This is a genomic window from Massilia sp. Dwa41.01b, from assembly GCF_014171775.1.
GTDB lineage: Bacteria > Pseudomonadota > Gammaproteobacteria > Burkholderiales > Burkholderiaceae_D > Telluria.
The window spans coordinates 2,798,037-2,821,390 of the sequence record NZ_CP050454.1; the positions used below are offsets into that span (position 1 = coordinate 2,798,037).

Annotated in this window: 16 protein-coding genes and 5 pseudogenes; 20 read left to right on the top strand and 1 reads right to left on the bottom strand. The window is 66.2% G+C overall.

The window, feature by feature from the left end:
- Positions 1-56: 56 nt before the first annotated feature.
- The 19 genes and pseudogenes from G4G28_RS12840 (at position 57) to kefC (ending at position 21,537) form a co-directional block, all read left to right on the top strand.
- Entirely contained in the window at positions 57-1,406 is a 1,350-nt protein-coding gene (locus G4G28_RS12840; protein ID WP_182988559.1) for a hemolysin family protein, read from the top strand.
- 244 nt (positions 1,407-1,650) lie between these two features.
- Positions 1,651-2,283 (top strand): hypothetical protein, encoded by a 633-nt coding sequence (locus tag G4G28_RS12845; RefSeq protein WP_182988560.1) that lies wholly within the window; start codon positions 1,651-1,653, stop codon positions 2,281-2,283.
- Positions 2,280-3,203: a hypothetical protein gene (locus tag G4G28_RS12850; protein WP_183107414.1), complete on the top strand. Its 924-nt coding sequence runs from the start codon at positions 2,280-2,282 to the stop codon at positions 3,201-3,203. The genes G4G28_RS12845 and G4G28_RS12850 overlap by 4 nt, the downstream gene beginning before the upstream one ends.
- A complete protein-coding gene (locus G4G28_RS12855; protein ID WP_183107415.1) occupies positions 3,200-3,961 on the top strand; it encodes a serine protease in 762 nt (253 codons plus the stop codon). Before G4G28_RS12850 ends, G4G28_RS12855 begins: the two co-directional genes overlap by 4 nt.
- A gap of 126 nt (positions 3,962-4,087) precedes the next feature.
- On the top strand, positions 4,088-5,485 hold the full coding sequence (locus tag G4G28_RS12860) for an amino acid permease (protein WP_182988562.1): 1,398 nt from the start codon (positions 4,088-4,090) through the stop codon (positions 5,483-5,485).
- Between the two features lie 482 nt (positions 5,486-5,967).
- A complete protein-coding gene (locus G4G28_RS12865; protein WP_183107416.1) occupies positions 5,968-6,510 on the top strand; it encodes a TetR/AcrR family transcriptional regulator in 543 nt (180 codons plus the stop codon).
- Positions 6,511-6,583: 73 nt separating this feature from the next.
- Complete coding sequence (locus tag G4G28_RS12870; protein ID WP_202033843.1) at positions 6,584-8,188, top strand: MFS transporter; 1,605 nt, start codon at positions 6,584-6,586, stop codon at positions 8,186-8,188.
- 123 nt (positions 8,189-8,311) lie between these two features.
- A pseudogene (locus G4G28_RS12875) lies at positions 8,312-9,477 on the top strand (HlyD family secretion protein).
- Positions 9,474-10,157 (top strand): annotated as a pseudogene (locus G4G28_RS26125) (TolC family protein); the annotation flags it as partial. The pseudogenes G4G28_RS12875 and G4G28_RS26125, both read left to right, overlap by 4 nt.
- A gap of 119 nt (positions 10,158-10,276) precedes the next feature.
- Complete coding sequence (locus G4G28_RS26130) at positions 10,277-10,855, top strand: TolC family protein (RefSeq protein ID WP_229507612.1); 579 nt, start codon at positions 10,277-10,279, stop codon at positions 10,853-10,855.
- 384 nt (positions 10,856-11,239) lie between these two features.
- Positions 11,240-12,472, top strand: coding sequence for a 3-methyl-2-oxobutanoate dehydrogenase (2-methylpropanoyl-transferring) subunit alpha (locus G4G28_RS12885; RefSeq protein ID WP_182988566.1), 1,233 nt, complete (start codon positions 11,240-11,242; stop codon positions 12,470-12,472).
- 2 nt (positions 12,473-12,474) lie between these two features.
- Complete coding sequence (locus tag G4G28_RS12890; RefSeq protein ID WP_202033627.1) at positions 12,475-13,515, top strand: alpha-ketoacid dehydrogenase subunit beta; 1,041 nt, start codon at positions 12,475-12,477, stop codon at positions 13,513-13,515.
- Positions 13,516-14,923, top strand: a pseudogene (locus G4G28_RS26135) (dihydrolipoamide acetyltransferase family protein).
- Positions 14,924-14,927: 4 nt separating this feature from the next.
- Entirely contained in the window at positions 14,928-16,325 is a 1,398-nt protein-coding gene (gene lpdA, locus G4G28_RS12910) for a dihydrolipoyl dehydrogenase (protein WP_183107420.1), read from the top strand.
- Positions 16,326-16,665: 340 nt separating this feature from the next.
- Entirely contained in the window at positions 16,666-17,211 is a 546-nt protein-coding gene (locus G4G28_RS12915; RefSeq protein WP_182988568.1) for an outer membrane beta-barrel protein, read from the top strand.
- A 425-nt stretch (positions 17,212-17,636) separates the two neighbouring features.
- Positions 17,637-18,188, top strand: coding sequence for an outer membrane beta-barrel protein (locus G4G28_RS12920; protein WP_182988569.1), 552 nt, complete (start codon positions 17,637-17,639; stop codon positions 18,186-18,188).
- A 302-nt stretch (positions 18,189-18,490) separates the two neighbouring features.
- A complete protein-coding gene (locus G4G28_RS12925) occupies positions 18,491-19,039 on the top strand; it encodes an outer membrane beta-barrel protein (protein WP_182988570.1) in 549 nt (182 codons plus the stop codon).
- A gap of 144 nt (positions 19,040-19,183) precedes the next feature.
- Positions 19,184-19,753 carry an NAD(P)H-dependent oxidoreductase gene (locus G4G28_RS12930; RefSeq protein WP_182988571.1) on the top strand — a complete coding sequence of 190 codons (570 nt, stop codon included), beginning with the start codon at positions 19,184-19,186 and terminating at the stop codon, positions 19,751-19,753.
- Positions 19,743-21,537: pseudogene (gene kefC, locus G4G28_RS12935) on the top strand (glutathione-regulated potassium-efflux system protein KefC). Before G4G28_RS12930 ends, kefC begins: the two are co-directional and overlap by 11 nt.
- A 169-nt stretch (positions 21,538-21,706) precedes the next feature.
- Here the strand turns inward: kefC and G4G28_RS12940 are convergent.
- Positions 21,707-22,195, bottom strand: a complete 489-nt coding sequence (locus tag G4G28_RS12940) for a hypothetical protein (protein WP_182988572.1) — start codon at positions 22,193-22,195, stop codon at positions 21,707-21,709.
- A gap of 593 nt (positions 22,196-22,788) precedes the next feature.
- Here G4G28_RS12940 and G4G28_RS29155 point away from each other — a divergent pair.
- Positions 22,789-22,977: pseudogene (locus G4G28_RS29155) on the top strand (hybrid sensor histidine kinase/response regulator); the annotation flags it as partial.
- Positions 22,978-23,354: the final 377 nt, after the last annotated feature.

Sequence of the window (23,354 nt, forward strand, 5' to 3'; positions counted from 1 at the left end):
GTCCCGCATCCGGCCCCGGCGCCGGCTGGAACTTCGCCGGAGCACATCGTCGTACCATGACAGACATCCTGATCATCCTCTTTCTGATCCTCCTGAATGGCGTCTTCGCCATGTCGGAACTGGCGCTGGTGTCGGCCAAGCGCATGCGGCTCGAAAAACAGGCCCAGGAAGGCAGCCGCGGCGCCCGTACCGCGCTCGACCTGGCGGACGAGCCGAGCAACTTCCTTTCCACCGTCCAGGTCGGCATCACCGTGATCAGCATCTTCAACGGTGCCTTCGGCGAAGCCTCGCTGGTCGCGCGCCTGACCCCATGGTTCAAGGAGATGCCCCTCACCGCGCCCTACGCCTACCAGCTGGCCCTGGGGCTGGTGGTCATCTGCATCACCTTTGTCTCGATCATCCTTGGCGAGCTGGTGCCGAAACGCATCGCCATGCAGTACCCGGAGGCGATGGCGACCTGGATCGCCCCGCCCCTGCGCACCCTGTCGATCGTGATGAAGCCCTTCGTGAAAATCCTGTCGCTCACGACCGAGGCCATCGTGCGCCTGCTCGGCATCGGCCGCCACAAGGAGGAGGCGCCGACCGAGGAAGACATCACCGGCATGATCAAGGAGAGCACCGATGCCGGCGTGTTCGAGAAGACCGAATTCGACATCGTCTCGCGCGCCCTGCGCCTGGACGACCAGCACCTGAAAGCCCTCATGACGCCGCGCGTGGACGTCAGCTTCGTCGACCTGGAAGCCACGCGCGAGGACAACCTCGAACGCATCGCCAACAGCCGCTACAGCCGCATGCCGGTCTGCCGCGGCGACCGTTCGCAGATCGCCGGTTTCGTCCATACGCGCGACCTGCTGGCCCAGGCGGTGCGGGCCGGCACCCTGGACGCCATCGACATCGCCGGCGCGGTGCAGGAAATCCTGTATGTGCCCGAGACCGTGAGCGGCATGGCCCTGCTGGAACTGTTCAAGAAGAATAATGCGGAACTCGCGCTGATCGTCGACGAGTACGGCGACATCCAGGGCATGGTCACGCTGACCGACGTGATGAGCGCCCTGGTCGGCGACGTCACCGTCATCGGCGAGGAGCACGATCCCGACGCGGTCCAGCGCGAGGACGGCAGCTGGCTGCTCGACGGCGGCATGGCGCTCGACCGCTTCCGCGACCTGATGGCAACGAACGAACGTTTCCCCGGCGAGGACGCCAGTGCCTACCACACCCTGGCCGGCTTCGTCCTCTACCAGCTCGGCTACATCCCCCAGGCCTCGGAAACCGTGCAGTGGGGCGACTACCGCTTCGAGGTCGTCGACATGGACGGCAACCGCATCGACCGCCTGCTGGTCGTGCACGCGCCGGCGCCACCCGAACCCGTCGAGGGCGAGGCAGTGCCGGAAGACCGCGTCGGCTGAGCATGCCCGGCCGTCCTGCGGCCGCTATTAACGTCGCCTGTTCCTGTCCACGATACCGCTCCTGGGCGGCACCCTCAGCGGCTGCCTGCAGCAAGCGACACGCGCACCCGCGCATGCCCGTGCCAGCATCGCCGACTTCGACGCCGCGCTCGCGCAAGCCCTGCGCGATGCCGAGCTCGATTCCGCACGGGCCTGGCGGGAGCTCGAGTTCCGCGACGACGCCCTGACCGAAACCCAGACCAGCATGGCAGGGCGCCGCTCCGAACGCCGCATCCACCCGCGTGCCATCGAGCTCATCGTCAGCGCCGAAATCTCGAATCGCGCCAGGTACGAGAAATCCTATCGGCAGCCGACCTGGCCGGGCGGCAGGTCGGGCGTGACCATCGGCTTCGGCTACGACCTCGGCTTCGTCAAGCCGAAGGCCTTCGCCGATCACTGGAAGGACCTGTTGACGCCTGCCCAGATCGCCGACCTCAGCCCGGTATGCAGGGTGCAGGGCGCCGCCGCGGCGCCACGGGTGGCTTCGGTCGGGCACGTACACGTGGAATGGGATGTCGCGCAGCAGCAGTTCCAGCGCTTCCTGCCCTTCGTGGTCGCGGAAACCGAGGACGCCTTCCCGCATTGTGCCGAGCTGTCCGACATGAGCCTGGGCGCGCTCGTGTCCCTCGTCTACAACCGCGGCAGCGACACCGATCCGGACAACCCGCGCCGCATTCACATGCACCAGTGCCGGGTCGCCATGCAGAACCGCGAGTTCGACACGATTCCGCGCTACCTGCGCGACATGAAGGTCATCTGGGCTAACGAAAGGAATGCGCGCGGCCTGCTGGTGCGGCGCGAACTGGAAGCAAAACTGTTCGAAGCGGGCTTGTCGTGAACCCGCGCGCGCATTGCGCCGTCCTCGGCGCCCTCCTCGGCGCGGCCCTGGCGCTCCTTCCCTGCGGGGTGGCGCTGGGCCAGGCCGGCGCGTCGGTCGGCGCCGGCATGGCCGCGGCCGAACGGATCGGCCAGGAGCAGTCCATCCTCAAGGACAAGTCCGCGGCCGGGTCGCTGGGCCGGCTCGGCAAGTTGCCGGAACTGGAACAGGGCAGCGGCCTCGATACGACCGACAAATGGATACTTGAGGGCAGCCGCGGCTACCCCGCCTGGAACGGGAAGATCGATCCCGCACTCCTGAACGGAATGAAGGGCAAATTGCCACCAGGCTGGCGGCAGGGACGCGCGTTCCCGGACAAATTCGATTCGTCCACCGAGGACCCGAGGGTCTCGGCCATCATCAAGGCCGGGAAGATGCAGAAATACACCTTCGACGACCTCGTGCGCGACTCGAAGGAACTGGACGTCCCGCGCGAATGGGGTCTCGCGCCCGGCACCATCAAGCGTCCCCGCGGGTCCTGCCCCCAATGCCAGGAAGTGGACCCGGGGCCGGCGGGCGTGGTGCTGACCCAGGTGCACAAGCTGCCCCTGCCTTCCAGTACGGCGGAAATCGCCGCGCTGGGGCTGGCGAAGCAGGACAGCGCCGCGTGCAGCAGCGCAGTGAAAGAGATGCGCCTGCAGGACGCCTCGGGTTACAGCCTGGTCGACGACGAACGCTTCCGGGTGCAATGCCTGGCTGCGGGCGGCGATGGGCGCCCTGGCGCCCTGGGTGCGGACAGGAAGCCGGAGGTGGCGGCCTGCTTCGCCCTGTATGCGCAGTTCGACGAGACGAGTGCCTGGAGACGGCGGCCAGCAAGCGCGACGAGGCCCTGCTCCAGCAGGCCGGCATCCTGGTGCGGGTGGTGCCTGGCCTGCCGATGAAGATCCTGTGTTCGGCCTGGAGGGCGAGCCCGGCAAGCGTGCTCACCGCCCGTCACTGCCTGGCGCGCGAACAGCTGCTCGCCCCCGCCCAGGACGCGGTCGCTCCCGGGGCGCTGACCTTCGTCCCCTACGCCCAGGCCACGTCGGTGCGCTTCGATCCGAAACAGCGCCGCTTCGGCTACGTCGTCAGCGGCGAGATCGCCAGGGACGGCGCCGTACTGCCCCTGTCCTACCCCACCTCGCGGCCCAGGATCGACGAGGACCTGGTGCTGCTGTCGGTCGAGGCGGCGGACGCCACGCGTGCCGTTCCGGACGATACGGCCAGGCCGGCGGTGGCGGTGCCGCCGCAGAGCCGCCAGGGCAGCTACATGACCGTCATCGGATTTCAGGAATTCGTCTACCGCGCCTATCTGCTGAGCGCGCGCCTGAAGGAGGAAACGCTGCCCACCGACGAAGCCACGGTGGCCAGCGGCGAGTGGCGCAAGTTCGTGCGGGTGCATCGCAGCCCCATCTGCCGCAGCCTCGTCAGCGACCGCGGCAGCCTGCGTCACTTCTGCCAGACCTTCGGGCGCACCAGCGGCGCCCCGCTTTTCACCTTCGACAGTACGCCGGGAACGCGTCCGGCCACCTATCTCGTCGGGGTGCAGTCGCGCGGCCTGTCGGGCGTCGAGGGAACGCGGGCCAACAACGAGGCGGTCGCGGTGCGCCAGGGAGTCCACCCCTACCTCGACAAGCTGCTGGGCGGCGCCACCCCATGAGCGGGAAGCCGGCGCCCCCCTGCATGCGGGATTTGCCGCATGCAGGGGGGCGGTGGAATATTGCATGTTTGCATGTCGGAACTGCATTAGAATCCTATTCCTTTGCACTTACCGGCGCAGGCAGCAATGGCAGAACCCACCCAGCATGACCTTTCCCAGCGGCAGCTTCCCAAACAAAAGGAAGCGGCCCAGCAGTTGCGGCGCGGCCTGAAGAGCCGCCATATCCAGCTGATCGCCCTCGGCGGCGCCATCGGCACCGGCCTCTTCCTCGGCATCGGCCAGACCATCCCGATGGCCGGGCCGGCCGCCCTGCTCGGCTACGGCATCGCCGGCATCATCGCCTTCCTCATCATGCGCCAGCTGGCCGAACTGGTGGTCGATGAGCCGGTCGCGGGGTCGGTCAGCCATTTTGCCGACAAGTACGGCGGCCACATGGCCGGTTTCGTGGCCGGCTGGAACTACTGGGTCATGTACGTGCTCGTCAGCATGGCCGAACTGTCGGCCGTCGGTATCTACGTCCAGTACTGGTTCCCGCAGGTCCCCGCCTGGGAATCCGCGCTGATCTTCTTCGTGCTCGTCAATTCGCTGAGCCTCCTCAACGTGCGCGCGTTCGGCGAACTGGAGTTCTGGTTCGCCGTCATCAAGGTGGTGGCGGTGGTCGGCATGATCCTGTTCGGCATCTACCTGCTGGCCTCCGGCACGGGCGGACCGCAGGCCGGCGTAGCCAACCTGTGGCGCAACGGCGGCTTCTTCCCGAATGGCGCGGCCGGGCTGGCGATGTCGATGGCGGTCATCATGTTCTCCTTCGGCGGACTGGAACTGATCGGCATCACCGCGGCCGAGGCGGACGATCCGGCGCGCTCGATCCCGCGCGCTACCAACCAGGCCCTCTACCGCGTGCTGATCTTCTATATCGGCGCCCTGTTCGTGCTGCTCTCCCTCTATCCCTGGCAGCGGGTCGGCGCCGAAGGCAGTCCTTTCGTCCTGATCTTCGATGCCCTCGACAGCAAGTTCGTCGCCCATGCGCTGAACTTCGTCGTGCTCACCGCCGCACTGTCGGTCTACAACAGCGCGGTCTACGCCAACACGCGCATGCTCTACGGCCTGGCGGTCCAGGGCAATGCGCCGCGCGCGCTTTTGAAACTGAGCCGTAACGGCGCGCCGGTCGTCGCGCTGGCTGTCTCCGCCTTTGCCACGCTGGTCTGCATCAGCGTGAACTACTTCATGCCGCGCGAGGCCTTCGGCCTGATGATGGGCCTGGCGGTGGCGGGACTGATCATCAACTGGGCCACGATTTCCATCGTACACATGCGTTTTCGCACGCTGCGCGCCGGCAAGCCGACGGGCTTTCCGAGTCCCCTGCATCCGTTCTCGAACTGGCTGTGCCTGGCTTTCCTGGCCGGCATCCTGGCGGTCATGTACCTGACGCCCGGCCTGCGCGTATCGGTGTACCTGATTCCGGCCTGGCTGCTGCTACTCTGCGCCGGCTACGCCCTGCGCCGGCGCGGCGCCCGCACGGCCTAGCCGCTCGCTCGTGCCGGGGCGGCGCCGGTTTCGTTAGACTGGGCGCTGGATTTATCTTCACGGCGCGCATGAAATCGTTCGAACAACCCCTGGCGCCGGGTGACGCGGCGCCGCAAGGTGGCGCGCAGCTGACTGGTACCGATGGCCAACCCGGCGCCGACACCCTCCTGGCCGGGGCCCGTGCGCCGGCACGCGGGGCCGGTGCCGATGAGCGAGTTCGAGGCGCGCTGGCGAGCGGTGGCGCCGCCGCCCGCCTCCTGATTGGTCCCTGGCGCAGGGGTTCACTGCGCCCCCTGCAGCCTGAGGCTGAGGAGCTAGCCGCAAACGGTAGGGTGGGCGCCCCGTGCCCACGCCGTCCGCACCTGCCCCGTCCCGTGCGCTCGCCGCCGCCGCAACCCAGTATTCTGGTAGCAAACCGACAACGCCGGCCTGGGCTGGCCTGTCGTCCACTGACCCAAGCGGACAAGCCTGTCCAGAACCGAATGACCACGCTCCGATCCGATGCCGCGCTGCGGCGCGAGCAGATCCTCGATGCGGCCGACGCGGTGTTCGCCGCCCACGGCATCACGGCGCCGCTCGACCTGGTGGTGGCGCAAGCCGGCGTCGGCCGCGCCACGCTGTACCGTAACTTCCCCGAGCGCGCCGCCCTGGTCGAGGCCCTGTTCGACCGCGCGCTCGCGCAACTCGAGCTTGAACATGGCGGCGCCGACTTCTTTGTCCTCCTCGAAGCGGTGGCGCTGCGCATCGTCGCCGCGCCCGCGCTGGCGGACTACTGGCGTGCCCTCGATGCGGTGTCGACCGCGCGCGGGCCCGGCGAGCGTATAGCGCGGCTGTTCCGCGCGCCGCTGGCCAAAGCCGTGCGCAGCGGGTCCTGCCGCGCCGACCTCAAGCCCGCCGATATGCCCCTGGTCTGCGGCATGCTGGGCGCGACCCTGCGCGGCAGCTCGCCGGCGCGGCGGCGCGCGCTCGTCAAGCGCACGCTCGACCTGCTGGCGGCCGGCGTCGCAGCGTGGCCGGAGCGCTAGATGGTCGTGCTGCTAAAGCCCACGCCGAACTGGGAAGAGCACGAAAAAGCCGGGGCTGCCCGGCTCCCCCGCGATGCCCTGGCACCCGCCGCTGGTGCGCCTGGCGTATGCGCTCGTCGCCCTCCTGGTGGGCCTCACCGGTGGCCTGGGCAATGCGCTCGTCTCGGCCAACCTGGCCACCATCCAGGGCCAGCTCGGCCTGACCCCGTCGGAAGGCACCTGGCTGCCGGCCGCCTACGTGATGGTCAACATCACGGTGAACCTGCTGGTCTTCAAGTTCCGCCAGCAGTACGGCATGCGCATCTTCACCGAGATCGGCCTTGGACTGTACGCGGCCGTCACGCTGCTGCACCTGCTGGTGGGCGGCTTCGCGATGGCCGTTGCCGTGCGCGCCGTCAGCGGCTTCGCCGGCGCGGCCGCCACCACGCTGTCGATGCTCTACATGCTGCAGGCCATGCCGCGCGCCTACACCGGCAAGATGGTCGTACTCGGGGTCGGCATCCCCAGCCTGGCCACGCCGCTGGCCTGGCTGCTCTCGCCCACGCTGCTGGTGTATGGCCAGTGGCACAACCTGTATCTGTTCGAAGCCGGCCTCGCACTGTGCTCGCTGGCGGCCGTGGTGATCCTCAAACTCCCGCCGGGCATGCACATCAAGGTCTTCGAAAAACTCGACTTCCTCACCTTTGCCCTCATGGCGCCGGGCGCGGCGATGCTGGTCGCCGCGCTGGCCCAGGGCTACAGCCAATGGTGGTTCGACGAGCCCTGGCTGGCCTACCTGCTCATTGGCGCGGTGGTCCTGATCAGCACTGCCTTCTACATCGAGCACCACCGCGCCAACCCGCTGATCCAGACCCGCTGGCTGATGACGCCCACCATGTTGCGCTTCATCGTCGGCGCCTTCCTGATCCGCTTCCTGACCTCGGAGCAGACTTTCGGCGCGGTCGGCCTGCTGCGCACCCTCGGCATGGGCCCGGATCAGATGCAGCCCCTGTTTGCCGTGATCCTGGCCGGCACCGTGCTCGGCATCGCCGCCAGCTCGCTCAGCTTCAGCCCGAAGACGCTGATCCCGCAGATCATCGTCGCCATCGTGCTGCTGGGGTCCGCGGCGGTGCTGGACTACGGCCGCACCAGCCTGGACCGCCCGCAGGACTTCTTCTTCAGCCAGTTCCTGATGGCGGTCGGCAGCGGCATGTTCCTCGGCCCCCTGGTCCTGCTGGGCATCACCCAGGCATTGAAGTTCGGCCCCAACTATGTCATCACCTTCACGGTGGTGCTGTCGATGACGCAGACCCTGGGTGCGATGACCGGCTCGGCTCTGCTCAGCACTTACCAGCTGCATCGCGAGCAGGTGTATTCGAGCGAACTGGTCGCGCAGATCAACCCGGCCGACCCGCAGGTGGCGCAGCGCCTGCAGCAGCAAACGGGCGTGTATCGCGCCACGGTCCTCGATCCGGTCCAGCGCGCGGCGCAGGGCACGGCGCTGCTGGCCCAGATCGCCCGGCGCGAAGCGAACGTGCGGGCCTTTAACGACGTGTTTGCCTTGAGCGGCGTACTGGCCCTGCTGTTCCTGTTCTGGTCCCTGTTCGTGGCGATCCGCGCCGCGATCCGCAACCGCAGGCTCGATGCGGCCGCCGCCGCTCCAGCCAACCCGGCGCCCGCGCGCGCCGTCAACACCTGAGATTCCATGAACCAGCCTTCCCGTCCCACCCGCGAAGAACTCGACGAAGCGGCCGCCAACCCGCCCGCCCCGACCGACTCCGACGACAGCGCCACCAACGGCGCTGCCGGCACCCCGGCAGCCATGCCAGCCGGCCGCAGGGCGACCGATCCGCCGGTGGTGCCGGTCACGCCCGCCGCGACATCGGCAGCGGCGCCCGCCGCGCCGCCAAAGATCATCAAGGCCAGTGCGCGCTCGATCGCGCTGATGGCGGTGGTGGCGGCAATCGGCATCGCCCTGATCATGTGGGCCTGGCACCTGGGTCCCTTCAACACGGCGCGGGTGAGCACCGACAACGCCTACGTGCGCGGCGCCATCACCGTGCTCTCGCCGCAGGTCAACGGCTATGTCACCGAGGTGCTGGTGAAGGACTACCAGTACGTCAAGGCCGGCCAGGAATTGCTGCGCATCGACGACCGCGTGTATGCCGAGCGGGTGCGCCAGGCCGAAGGCCAGCTGGCCAATGCCGTCGCCCAGTTGAACAACGCCGAGCAGACCCAGGCCCAGAACACGGCGTCGCGCGGCTCGGCGCGTGCCAACCTGGCCGCGGCCGAAGCGGAACTGGCGCGTGCGCGCGCAGAACAGGCCCGGGTCGACGAGCTGGCCGAGCGCGGATCCGTGTCGCTGAGCGAACGCGACCGCGTGCGCACCTCGGCGCGGGTGGCCGCGGCAAACGTCCTGAAAGCGCGGGCCGACATCGACATCGCCGGCCAGCGCATCAAGTCCACGACCGTTTCGCGTGGCGGCTTGCAGGCCCAGGTCAGCATGGCCGAGGCAGCCCTCGCGCTGGCGAAGATCGACCTGTCCAACACGGTGATCAAGGCGCCGCGCGACGGCCAGGTCAGCGAGGCGACCGTGCGCCGCGGCCAGTACGTGACGGCCGGCTCGCAGCTGCTGTTCCTGGTGCCCGACCAGCTGTGGGTGGTAGCCAACTTCAAGGAGGGCCAGACCTGGCGCATGCGCGTCGGCCAGCCGGCGCGCTTCACGGTCGACGCCTTCGAAGGCGCCTCCCTCACCGGCCACGTCGAGCAGATCGCGCCAGCGACGGGTTCGAGTTCTCGGTGCTGCGCCCCGACAACGCTTCGGGCAACTTCACCAAGGTCGTGCAGCGCCTGCCGGTGCGCATCGCCATCGACCCGAGCCAGGAGCTGGCGCGGCGGCTGCGGCCGGGCATGTCGGTGACGGCCGAAGTCGATACAGGCGCGGTGCCGCGCCAGGACGCTCGGGCCGGTGCGGCGGGTGGCCGATGAGGAGCCGGCGCGCGTTCACGGGTTTGCTGGCGGCGCTGGGCGCGGCCAGCCTGTCGGGCTGCCTGCCGGCCTGGCGTGCGGCGCCGGCGGGCTCGCAGGTAACGCCACCGGCCGCCTGGCGCGAGCCTGCCGAAGGCAACGCAAGCGTCGAGCCGCGCTGGTGGCGTGCCTTTGGCGACCCGAGGCTCGATGAGCTGGTAGCGGCGGCACTTGCCCGCAACAGCGATGTCCTGATCGCCGTGGCGCGGGTCGACGAAGCGCGCGCCCAGGCCGAGCTGGCGGAAGCGGCGCGCCTGCCAGCCGTGAACGGCGCACTGGGCGTACAGGCCGGCCGGGCGCTGCAGGCCACCGGCATCAGCGACAGCAAGACGATCCAGCCGGCGCTCCAGGCCAGCTGGGAGCCGGACCTGTTCGGGCGCATCCGCAACCAGGTGCGCGCGGCCACGCTGCAGTACCGCGCCAGCCAGGCCGAGCGCGATGCCGTGCTGCTGGCCGTGGCCTCGACCACCGCCCAGAATTACATCGCCCTGCTGGCGCTCGATGCCCAGCTCTTCATCACCCATGAAACCGTGGCCTCGCGCGCGGAAGCTTTGCGCCTGGCGACCGACCAGGCGCGGGTCGGCTATATCTCGCAGCTGCAGCTGACCCAGGCCCAGTCGGAATACCAGTCGGTGTTGCAGGCCATTCCGGAACTGGAACTGGCCGTGCGGCGCCAGGAAAACGCCGTGCGCCTGCTCGCGGGCGAGCTCCCCGGCCGCTCGAGCGCGGCAAGGCCTTCGATGCCCTGCTGCTGCCGCCCGTGCCCCAGGCCCTGCCCTCGCAGCTGCTCGCGCGCCGGCCCGACATTGCCCAGCGCGCGCTGCTGCTGGCGGCCAGCGACACGGCGCTCGCGCTGCGCCGCCAGGCCTTCCTGCCCCAGGTGTCGCTCAGCGCCCAGCTGGGCAGCCTGTTCGTCAATGCGCTGGATTACGATCCGGTCACGGTCTGGAGCATTGGTGGCAGCGTGCTGGCGCCGCTGTTCTCCGGCGGGCGCCTGCGCGCCGGATACGCGGCGGCTGCTTCCCAGCGCGACCAGGCAGCATTCGCCTACCGGCGCGCCGTGCTCACCGCCTTTTCGGAGGTGGAAAATGCGCTTGCGGGTGTGCCGCGGCTTTCGGCACAGGTAGGCCACGCGCAGCAAAGGCGCGAGATCCTGGCGCGCTCGCTCGGCTATGCGCGCGACCGCTACCAGGCCGGCTACGCCTCTTATCTCGAGCAACTCGACGCCCAGCGCAATTTATTCCAGGTAGAGCTGAACCTGGTGACGTTGCGGCGCACACAAATCGATAACCTGGTCGCGCTGTACCGGGCGCTGGGGGGTGGCTGGGCGGCGCTGTAGTATCCTCGAGGTGCACACCTTTGGCTGGGATCTCGTCGCACAATAGCGAACACGCTAGGTTTGTGCTGCTGCGGCCGAGCGCCAGCGTGTCGTCCATACCAGCGCTGTACCGCGTGGGCTCGAGAGCCCACCCTACCACGTCAACACCGTCAGCAGATCGTAGGGTGGGCTCTTGAGCCCACGCTGTCTTTCGTGTCAGTGCGCACCGTACGGCTTCATGCGACCCGGAGGGAAACCGCATCCCACGTGCATGAATCCCGCGCATTTTTCATCAGCCATGCTGCATCGCACCACGAAAATACTTCGCTGCAGAGTTCGCGCGGGGTCTTGCAGGATTTATCATTTCAGCTTGCCGCACATCACCTCACAAAGGAAACGCGCATTATGAGCCAGGGTAACCCTCTGTCGCTGCATGTCCCGGAGCCAACCGGCCGTCCGGGTTGCAAGACCGATTTTTCATATTTACAGTTGAGCAAGGCCGGCGAAGTCCGCCGGCCACCGGTGGATGCACAGTTCGGCGATACCGCCGACCTCGTCTCCTCCCTGATCCGCGTGCTGGACGAAGACGGCAATGCCGTCGGTCCCTGGGCGCCGGACCTCTCCCCCGAACAACTGCGCTTCGGCCTGCGCACGATGATGAAGACGCGTATCTTCGATGCGCGCATGGTCATCGGCCAGCGCCAGAAGAAAATGTCCTTCTACATGACCTCGCTCGGCGAGGAAGCCATCGGCACCGCGCATTCGCTGGCCCTGAAGGACGGCGACATGTGCTTCCCGACCTATCGCCAGCAAAGCCTCCTGATGGCGCGCGAATACCCGATGGTCGACATGATCTGCCAGCTGCTCTCGAACGAGCGCGACCCGATGAAGGGACGCCAGCTGCCGGTCATGTATTCGGTACGCGAAAAAGGCTTCTTCTCGATTTCCGGCAACCTGGCGACGCAGGTGCCGCAGGCGGTCGGCTGGGCCATGGCCTCGGCCATCAAGGGCGACACGAAAATCGCCTCGGCCTGGATCGGCGACGGCGCCACCGCGGAAAGCGACTTCCATACCGCGCTGACCTTCGCCCACGTCTACCGCGCCCCCTGCATCATCAACGTGGTGAACAACCAGTGGGCCATCTCGACCTTCCAGGCAATCGCCGGCGGCGAGAGCGTCACCTTTGCCGCCCGTGGCGTCGGGGCCGGCATCGCATCGCTGCGCGTGGACGGCAACGACTTCCTGGCCGTGTACGCGGCCTCGTGCTGGGCGGCGGAACGCGCCCGCAACAACCTCGGTCCCACCCTGATCGAATGGGTGACCTACCGGGCCGGCCCCCACTCCACCTCCGACGATCCGTCGCGCTACCGCCCGGCGGACGATTATTCCCGCTTCCCGCTCGGCGACCCGATCAATCGCCTGCGCCAGCACCTGACGAAAATCGGTGCCTGGTCCGACGACGAACACGAGCGCGTGCAGGCCGACCTCGAAGCCGAGGTCATCGCCGCGCAGAAGGAAGCGGAACAATTCGGTACGCTGGCCGATGGGCGCGTACCGAGCGCCGCGTCGATGTTCGAGGATGTCTACAAGGACATGCCCGAGCACCTGCGCCGCCAACGTCAACAACTGGGGGTATGAAAATGGCACGCGACAAAGATCCGGTCACCACGCAGATGACCATGATCCAGGCCCTGCGTTCGGCCATGGATGTCATGCTCGGCCGTGACGACAATGTAGTGATTTACGGCCAGGACGTCGGCTACTTCGGCGGCGTCTTCCGCGCCACCGACGGCCTGCAGGCCAAGTATGGCAAGAGCCGGGTGTTCGACGCGCCGATTTCCGAAGGCGGCATCGTCGGTACCGCCGTCGGCATGGGCGCCTACGGTTTGCGTCCGGTCGTGGAAATCCAGTTCGCCGATTATTTCTACCCGGCGTCCGACCAGATCGTCTCCGAGGCGGCGCGCCTGCGCTACCGCTCGGCCGGCGACTTCACCGCACCGATGACGATCCGCATGCCCTGCGGCGGCGGCATCTACGGCGGCCAGACCCATAGCCAGAGCCCGGAGGCCCTGTTCACCCACGTCTGCGGCCTGCGCACGGTGATGCCGTCCAATCCCTACGACGCCAAGGGTTTGCTCATCGCCTCGATCGAGAACGACGATCCGGTGATCTTCCTGGAACCGAAGCGACTGTATAACGGCCCCTTCGACGGCCACCACGACCGTCCGGTGGTGTCGTGGTCCAAGCACCCGCTGGGCGAAGTCCCGGAAGGCTATTACACCGTCCCGCTGGACAAGGCGGCGATTTTCAGGCCGGGCAACGACCTGACCGTGCTCACCTACGGCACCATGGTCTGGGTCTCGGAAGCTGCCGCCATGGAATCGGGCGTGGACGCCGAGATCATCGACCTGCGCACCCTGTGGCCGCTGGACCTGGACACCATCGTCGAGTCGGTGAAAAAGACCGGCCGCTGCGTGGTCGTGCACGAAGCGACGCGCACCAGCGGTTTTGGCGCGGAACTGGCTGCACTCGTGCAGGAGCACTGCTTCTATCACCTGGAAGCGCCGATCGAGCGCGTCACCGGATGGGATACTCCCTATCCGCACGCGCAGGAATGGGCGTATTTCCCGGGGCCCGACCGTGTCGGCGCCGCGTTCAAACGTGCGATGGAGGCGAAATAAATGGGTATTCACGTCATCAAGATGCCGGACCTGGGTGAAGGCATCGCCGAGGTCGAAGTCGTGGCATGGCATGTCAAGCCGGGCGACACGGTCAAGGAAGACCAGGTGCTGGCCGACGTCATGACCGATAAAGCCACCGTCGAGATTCCCTCGCCGGTGCACGGCGTCGTCACCTCGCTGGGCGGCAAGCTCGGCGAAGCCATGGCCGTCGGCGCCGAGCTGATCCGCCTCGAGGTCGAAGGCGCAGGCAACTTCAAGGGCGATGCGAAAACGCCGGCCGAAGCAGTCAAGCAGGCCTTTGTCGCCGCGGCGGAAAGCGCCGGCACCACCGCGGCGCGCGCCGGCGGTGGCGCCACCGTCGACGAATTCATCCCGATCACCGTGGCACAGCCGGAAACGGTCGTCACCAGCGTGACCAGCGCCGAGACCGCGGCGCCGGCCAGGGCCGCGCCACCGGCGAAACCGGCCCCGGCCTACACGCAAGCCGGCGGCGGCGCAGCGAGCCCGGTCCACCACGGCCGCGCTGCCGGCGAAAAGCCGCTGGCCGCTCCCCCGCCGTGCGCCAGCGCGCCTGGGACATGGGCATCGAGCTGCAGTTCGTCACCGGCAGCGGTCCCGCGGGCCGCATCCAGCATGCCGACCTCGACGCATTTGTCGCACGCGGCCAGAAGAAGGCCGCGGAAGGCGACCGCCGCTATGCCGTGCTCGAGGGCGAACAGGCCATGCCGGTCATCGGCATGCGCCGCAAGATCGCCGAGAAGATGCAGGAAGCGAAACGCCGCATCCCGCACTTCACCTATGTGGAAGAAATCGACGTCACCGAACTGGAAGCGCTGCGCGTGCAACTGAACGCACGCTATGCCGGCCAGCGTCCGAAGCTCACACTGCTGCCGCTGATCATGCGCGCCACCGTGCTCGCGATCCGCAAGTACCCGTCCGTCAACGCCCGCTTCGACGACGACGCCAATATCGTCACCACCTACAATCCGGTCCACCTGGGCATCGCTGCCCAGACCGACGCCGGCCTGATGGTACCGGTAGTGCGCAACGCCGAGGCACGCGACCCCTGGTCGGCCGCCGCCGAAGTGGCACGCCTGGCCGAGGCCGCGCGCGCAGCGGCAAGGCCCTGCGCGAAGAGCTCAGCGGTTCCACCATCACCATCACCAGCCTGGGCGCCCTGGGCGGCATCGTCACCACGCCGGTCATCAACCGGCCGGAAGTGGCGATCATCGGCGTGAACCGTATCATCGACAAGCCGGTGATCCTGAATGGCGCCATGGTCGCGCGCAAGACAATGAACCTGTCGTCCTCCTTCGACCATCGCGTGATCGACGGCATGGTGGCGGCCGAGTTCATCCAGACCATCCGCGGCTACCTCGAGTGCCCGGCAACCCTGTTCGTGGAGTGAAGCGATGAACCAGATTACGACGAAACTCCTCGTCATCGGCGGCGGCCCCGGCGGCTATGTCGCCGCCATCCGCGCCGGCCAGCTCGGCATCCCGACGATCCTGGTCGACGCCGGCCAGCTCGGCGGCACCTGCCTGAACATCGGCTGCATTCCCTCGAAGGCCCTGATCCACGCGGCAGAGGAATTCGAAAAGGCCGGCCACTATGCCAGCGGCTCGGCCATCGGCATCTCCGCCGCCGCGCCATCGATCGACATCGCCCGCACCGTGGCATGGAAGGACGGCATCGTCAAGCGCCTGACCGGCGGTGTCGGCACGCTGCTGAAGAAAAACGACGTCCAGGTGATCCAGGGCTTCGCCCGCATCCTCGACGGCAAGACGGTCGAGGTCAAGGGCGCCGACGGCGAAATCCAGCGCATCGGCTGCGAGCACCTGCTGCTGGCCGCCGGCTCGGAAGCGGTGGAACTGCCCTTCATGCCCTTCGGCGGCATGGTCGTCTCGTCCACCGAAGCGCTCTCGCCGTCCGGCATTCCGAAGCAGCTGGTGGTGGTCGGCGCCGGCTATATCGGCCTCGAACTCGGCACCGCCTACCGCAAGCTGGGTGCCGAAGTCACGGTTGTCGAAGCCGCGCCGCGCATCCTGCCCGCCTATGACGCAGAACTCACCAAGCCGGTCGGCGCTGCCTTGAAGCGCCTCGGCATCGACCTGCGCCTGGAAACGAAGGTGCTCGGCCTGAACGCGGCCGGCGACGGCGTGCGCGTGCAAACGGCCAACGGCGAGGAACTGACGCTGTCGGCCGATAACGTGCTGGTGGCCGTCGGTCGCCGTCCGCGCACGGGCGGCTGGGGCCTCGAGTCGCTTCAGCTCGACATGAACGGCCGGGCGGTGAAGATCGACGACCAGTGCCGCACCTCGATGCGCAACGTCTGGGCCATCGGCGACATCGCCGGCGAGCCGATGCTGGCGCACCGCGCAATGGCCCAGGGCGAAATGGCGGCCGAGATCATCTCGGGCAAGCGCCGCCACTTCACCCCGGCAGCGATGCCGGCCGTGTGCTTCACCGATCCGGAAGTGGTCGTGGTCGGCATGACGCCGCAGGAGGCCGACGCCGCCGGCGTCGAGGTCATCAGCGCGAACTTCCCGTTCGCCGCCAATGGCCGCGCGATGACGATCGAATCGACCGACGGGTTTGTGCGCGTGGTGGCCCGGCGCGACAACCACCTGATCCTCGGCTGGCAGGCGGTCGGGCGCGGCGTGTCCGAGCTGTCCACGGCCTTCAGCCATTCGATCGAGCTCGGCGCCCGCCTGGAAGACGTGGGTGGCACCATCCATGCCCATCCGACCCTGGGCGAAGCGGTGCAGGAAGCAGCCCTGCGGGCATTGGGGCATGCCTTGCATATCTGATTCCTGGCGCCTGCTCCTGCGGGCGGAAACATAATTACCAACGGGAATCAAGTGTTGGTGTAAAAGCGCGGAAACTCATTTCCGCGCTTTTTTTTAACCCGACCAGATTTCCGTTTCCCGCACTTCACAAGCTTATGTGTGAGCGCCAGATAATCAGCCTGAGATGAATACGAGCCAGTGAGAATGCGTGAGAATCCCAATCGGCAAGTTTCTGGGAATATCTATCAAGCCTGGCATATGCATTGATAAAATCTGCGAATGCGGATAAAACCTGCGATAATTGCGGCCGTGCGGCGATAGGGCCGCATGCACATAATAGTCAGAATAAGGTTCCTGGAAAATGTTCAAGAAAATCGCAGTTGCAGCAGCACTCGTTATCGCTTCCTCGTCGGCGCTGGCCCAGCAATCCCCGGAGTGGTATGTCGGCGCCGATGTCGGCTCGACCAAGATCGACGGCGCGGACCGTGAAACCGGCCTCGGCGGCTTCTTCGGCTACAAGATCAACAAGAACTTCGCAGTCGAAGCCGGCTACCACCGCCTGGCGAAGGCCGATGTGGCCTACTACGATCCGGAATTCGATGCCGACGTGCGCGCCAGCGCCAAATTCGACCAGATCGACTTCTCCGTCATCGGCACGCTGCCACTGAGCGAAGGCTTCAACCTGTACGGCCGCCTGGGCTACAACCGCCTGGAAATCAAGAGCACTGCGACGGCGACCATCGGTAGCGAGACCGGTAGCGCGCGGGAATCGCAACACGAGAACAAGGTCCTGTACGGCCTGGGCCTGTCGTATGACTTCGCTCCGAACGTCACCGGCCGCCTCGAAGTGCAAAAGCCGCACAGCGACATCACCAAGATCGCCGTCGGCGTCGCGCTGGGCTTCTGATCGTCATTCTCCACCGTGACCGGCTGCGCCGGCACCGTGCAGAATCCCGGAATGCGCAGGCATTCCGGGATTTTGTTTTTCATGCGGTTTAGCGGGCGATCGCCGCTCCGCACTGCCCGCTCCGTCAAACGATCGCGTAAATGGGAACAGGATGCCGCATAAGCGGCTCGGCAGCGAGTGACTCGCGACGGCTTCCATCGACATTTTATTCCAGCAGCATAGCCGAGTGGTGTTCTCGTCTGCCCTGGTGGTCATGCAAGGCCTGTCGAATATCTGCTTGATACCACGAAAATGTAAGGGCGGTATCCATGCCGATTGGGCTGACGTGTTTCCCCGATCGGTCGCGGGATGGAAAAGCGGTCGAAATTAGTTCAATGCAGAAATATTCTCGTAAGACAATAATAGGTTTTAATAAGGTCCTGAAAATGTACAAGCAACTTGCAGTTGCGGCGGCGTTCGCCATCGCTTCCTCATCGGTTCTTGCTCAGCAAGCACCGCAGTTCTACGCCGGAGCCGACTTCAGCTCCATCAAGTCCGACGACGTGCCGCATGAAAACGGTTACGGCGCGTTCGGCGGCTACAGGATCAACGAGCACTTCGCGGTGGAAGCGGGCTACCACCGCCTTGCCAAGACGACGACGTCGTACGACTATGAGTCTGACTCATTCAGTTTCCACAGCTCGGGCCACTCCAAGCTGTACCAGGCAGACGTCTCGCTCATCGGCACCCTCCCCTTGGGCAAGGGCATCAGCGCCTACGCTCGCCTTGGCGTCGATCATCTCAAATCCAAGGGCAGCGGCACCGTCACGATCAATGGAGTGACGACGGACATTACAGGCTCCGTCTCGGCCACGCGTGGCCTGTACGGTATCGGTCTGTCCTATGCCTTCAGCCCGACGATCGCAGCCCGCATCGAAGTGCAGAAACCGCACAGCGAGATCGTCAGGACTGCCGCCGGCGTCGCTTACAGCTTCTGATCCTGTCGTGCCATGGCCGTGGCCGACGATCGACCCGGAACTGCGGGCATGCAGCTCCGGTCTATTTTTTCCCGTATCGCTGCCGCCAGCGGACTGATTTAACAATTCAGCGGATTAATTGACCGATCGGTTAGAAAGCGTGAGATTCCAAGCGCCTGAATCGATGAGGATATTCTCCATTGAAGCGCTCACAGCGGGCGAATATGTGCGGCCGAATTGTAAAATTGGCCAAATTGAGCGATAATAATGAGCGACGGCAATAACTCCGTTCGCTAAAAATAATCGCATTAGGAAATTCAGAAATGTTCAAGCAAATCGCAGCTGCTGCGGCACTCGTCATCGCCTCCTCCTCGGCTTTCGCCCAACAGGCACCGAAATTCTACGTCGGCGCCGACGTCACCTCGACCAAAGCCAAAGATACCGACGGTAACGAGACCGGCTACGGCGCGTTCGCCGGCTACAAGTTCAACGAGAACTTCGCCATCGAAGGCGGCCTGCGCCGCCTGGCCGATATCAGCGACACGTACTACGACGACTACTATGACGTCGACATGAACGAGAAGGTCAAGCTCAACCAGACCAGCATTGCCGTCATCGGCACCCTGCCACTGAGCAGCGGCTTCGGCATCTACGGTCGCCTCGGCTACAACCATGTGAAAGCCAAGTACCGCGTCACCGCAAGTTCGGGCGGTTTCAGCGCATCGGAAGCGGATTCGTACTCGGAAAACAAGGTCGTCTACGGCGCCGGCCTGACCTATTCCTTCACCCCTGCCATCGTCGGCCGCCTGGAAGTGCAAAAGCCGGTCAGCGACCTGACCACCGTCGTTGCCGGCGTGTCGTTCGGCTTCTAAGCGCACGACCTTCCGGCAGCGCCGGATTGCCTGTCGAAACCCGGACCGCGCAGGCGGCCCGGGTTTTTCTTTTTCCGGAATATGGTGCGGGCCGTGCCGCGCGCCCCGCCTGTACAATTACACAACACTTTCGCACAGGCTCCCATGGCGACCGCCCCCCGCATCCTCGTGATCTACGCCCACCCGGCGCCACACCGCTCGCGCATCAACCGCCGGCTGGCCACGGCTGCCGCAGCGCTCGACGGTGTGCTGGTGCACGACCTGTACGAGACCTACCCCGATTTCTTCATCGACGTGGCGCGCGAACAGGCGCTCCTGGAAGCAGCCGAACTGGTCGTGTTCCTGCATCCGATCCGCTGGTACAGCATGCCCTCGCTGCTCAAGGAATGGGTCGACAGCGTGCTGCTGCCCGGCTGGGCCTACGGCCCCGGCGCCGCCGCACTGCGCGGCAAGGTCTACTGGCTGGCCGTCACCACCGGCAGCCCGGAAGCGAGCTACGGTCCAGGCGAACGCCACGGCCGGCCCTTCGCCGACTTCCTGCCGCCTTTCGAACAGACCGCCCTGCTGTGCGGGATGACATGGTGGCCGCCGCACATCCTGCACGGCACCAACAGCACGGACGACCAGGCGATCGATGCCCACGTTGCCGCCTTCCGCGACCGCCTCCAGGCGTTCCTGCGGACCCCACGGACGGGAGCCGCCCATGGAACATAGCCTGCTGACCAACGCCCTCGTCTACCTGGCCGCGGCCGTCCTCGCCGTGCCGCTCGCCAAGCGGCTGGGACTGGGGGCCGTGCTCGGCTACCTGCTGGCCGGGATGGCCATCGGTCCCTGGGGCCTGGGACTGATCCGCGAAGTGGAAGACATCCTGCACTTTTCCGAATTCGGCGTCGTGCTGCTGCTCTTCCTGATCGGCCTCGAGCTCGAGCCCGAGCGCCTGTGGACCATGCGCGGACCCATCTTCGGCTGGGGCAGCGCGCAGGTAGCGCTGGTGGCCGGGGCCCTGTTCGGCGCGGTCGTGCTGGCAGGCGTCGACTGGCGCGTGGCGCTCGTGGCCGCGCTCGGGCTGTCGCTGTCATCAACCGCCATTGCCCTGGCGACCCTGGGCGAACGCAACCTGATGGCCACGCCCGCCGGCCAGGCCGGGTTCGCCCTGCTGCTGTTCCAGACATCGCGGCCATTCCGATGATTGCGCTCGTGCCGGTCCTTGGCGTGGCCGCGCGCGACGCCGCCGGCGGCATCGATGCCCTGCGCCTCCTTGGCGTGGTCGTCGGGGTCGTGCTGGCGGGCCGCTACCTGGTGCGCCCGGCGCTACGCATCATCGCCAAGTCGGGCATGCGCGAGATCTTCACGGCCTTTGCGCTGTTACTGGTGATTGCCATTTCGCTGCTGATGCAGTGGGCCGGCATGTCGATGGCGCTGGGCGCCTTCATGGCAGGGGTGCTACTGGCCGACTCGGAATACCGCCATGCGCTGGAAACCGACCTGGAGCCCTTCAAGGGTCTGCTGCTGGGGCTGTTTTTCATTGCGGTCGGGATGTCGGTCGACTTCGGGGTGTTCCTGTCGCGCCCCTGGCTGGTCCTGGGCCTGGTCGTCGCTTTCCTGGCGATCAAGCTGGCGGTGCTGTTCGGGCTGTCCTTCGTTTGCCGGATCGCGCGCGGCCAGCGCTGGCTGTTCGCCTTCCTCCTCTCGCAAGGCGGCGAATTCGCCTTCGTCGTGTTCGGCGCGGCGGGCACGGCGGGCGTCTTCACGCCGGAGACGGGATCGGTCCTGGTCGCGGTGGTGGCACTGTCGATGGTGGCCACGCCGCTGCTGCTCCTGCTGCACGACAAGCTGCTGGAACCGCGCTACCGCGGCCAGAACCGGCGCGAGGCCGATGCCATCGAGGACAACGAGGGCCATGTGATCGTCGCCGGCTTTGGGCGTTTCGGCCAGATCGTCGGCCGCCTGCTGCGCGCGAACGGGATCAGGCTGACCGTGCTCGATCACGATCCCGACCAGATCGAACTGCTGCGCCGCTTCGGCTTCAAGGTCTTCTATGGCGACGCCACCCGGAGCGACCTGCTGCATGCCGCCGGCGCCGCCAAGGCGCGCGCACTGGTGCTGGCGATCGACGACATCGACGACAGCCTCGCCCTGGCCGACGCCGTGCGCGAACAGTTCCCGATTTGCCCATCCTCGCGCGCGCCCGCAACGTCACCCATTACTACCAGCTGATGGACCGCGGCGTGACCATCATCGAACGGGAAACCTTCGAATCGGCCCTGCAGCTGGGCCGCCGTACGCTGCGCCAGCTCGGCTACGGCGCCTACCGCGCGCGCCAGGCGACCCTCAAATTCCGCGAGCACAACCGCGCCAGCGTCGACGCCGTCTATCCGTATTACAAAGACCGCGAGCAGTACGTGTCGATGGCCAAACGCGCCAGGGATGAGCTCAACGAGATGTTCGCGCGCGATCTGAAGAATTACGAGAACGAGACCGATCGCGGCTGGGACTAGGCGAACCTGGAAAGCACCTTGCCCGGGGCTCCGGCCGCTCCACCGCACGGGCCAACCCCGCCTCGCGCTTTCGGCCGGAAGCGCATCGGCAGCGGGACCGCGGCACGCCTGGCGCGGTCCCGCGGGCGCTTCCACGCCCGGTTGCACCGCCCAGACCCGCCCGATCGTCTTAAGGCTGGGTTACCAGGGGATCGTCTCCCTTCCCGATTTCGCTTGGTGTAAACGCAAATTCAGGCGCTTTGACCATGCCATACGAGGTAAAGGACACCTCGTGCCCCAGTTTGCCACTGAAGGTGACTTCGTCGCCGCGCTTGAGCGAACTTGCAAGCTTCTTGCCTTCGTCCGTCACCATGACCATCTTGAATTTCACGTCGCCATGCTGGGCAACGACCAGGGTGCCGAAGGTATCGCCGATCTCTTTCACGGACGCCTTCCATTTGACGACATCCTGTCCGGCCGCATACATGGCGTTCTTGTATTTGTCGGCGACTTCCTTTTCAAGAATGGCGTTGTCCTTGGAATCGGCTTCGCTGTAATCGTCTTGCATCTGGTCAACCAGCTTCATGAACTCCTGCTGCGCAGGGGGCAGTTTCGACGAACACCCGGCAAGCTGCACTACGGCCGCCGCCGCAGCGACGAGAAAAATTGCTGACCTCATTACTTCTCCTGTTAAGAACCCACTCCACCCGATAACGCTACAGAATTTGTAGCGATAATCAGGATAACACTCATTGTTTCTTTTAATCAACTCGAATGATGTTGAGCCGGAAAAGGGAGGCGATTCAGTGCATTCCGTGTAGAAACACGGGCGTCAGTTCGCAATGTATCCTGACAGCAACAAAAACGGCGATAATGGCAGCGCAAGTCGGCAGTTGCCGCAGGCGCCATCTCATTAATCCGGAAAAAGTGATAGCCTGTGCGAGTGGCAAACTGCGCTTCGCCGGTGCATTGCCACTGGCGCCGCGGCGAGTCCGCCGCCGTGGCGATTTCGCTAATATGTGTAGAATACCAAGTTTTCCCACCGGATACTAAGTGAACAAACGAGATCCCAGCAGCGCATTCCTTGCCACCGGCGGGGCGGTCGGCGCGCGCATCGCGGCCATGGACTGGTCCGCGCACGCGCTCGGCCCGGTGTCGGGCTGGGATCCGGCCTTGCGCACGGGCCTGGGCATCGTGCTCAGTTCCTCGTTTCCGGCCTTCCTGGCCTGGGGCGAGGAAATGTCGCTGTTCCATAACGACCCCTACCGCCCCATGCTCGGCAAGAAAGACAATGTGCTCGGGCGTCCGTATTCCGAGGTCTGGCACGAAGTCTGGGATACGCTGGGCTCGTACGCACGGCGCGTGCTCGCGGGCGAGTCCTTCTTCTTCGAGGACTATGCCACCACGCTCGAGCGCAACGGCTTCCCGGAACCGGCCTGGTTCACGTTTTCCTACAGCCCCCTGCGCGATGAAGCGGGCGAGGTCCGCGGCCTGATCTGCACCGTGGTCGAGACGACCGGCAAGGTCACCGCACTCGCGCGCCACAGGGAAGCCGAGGAGCGGCTCGCGCTCTCGCTCGAGGCCTCGGGCAATATCGGCACCTGGTCGTATGGGCTGGACGACGGCCTGACGACGGTCGACGAACGCTTCGCACGTCTGTTCCAGGTCGATGCCGCGCTGGCGCGCAGTGGCACCGAGCTGACGCGCTTTACCGACGTGGTGCATCCTGACGACCGCGCGCGTCGTGGCGGCGATCGCGGCGGCCGTGCGCGACGGCACCCTCTACGATATCGAATACCGCATTCCGCAGAAGCGCGGAGTCGACACCGGGTCAACGC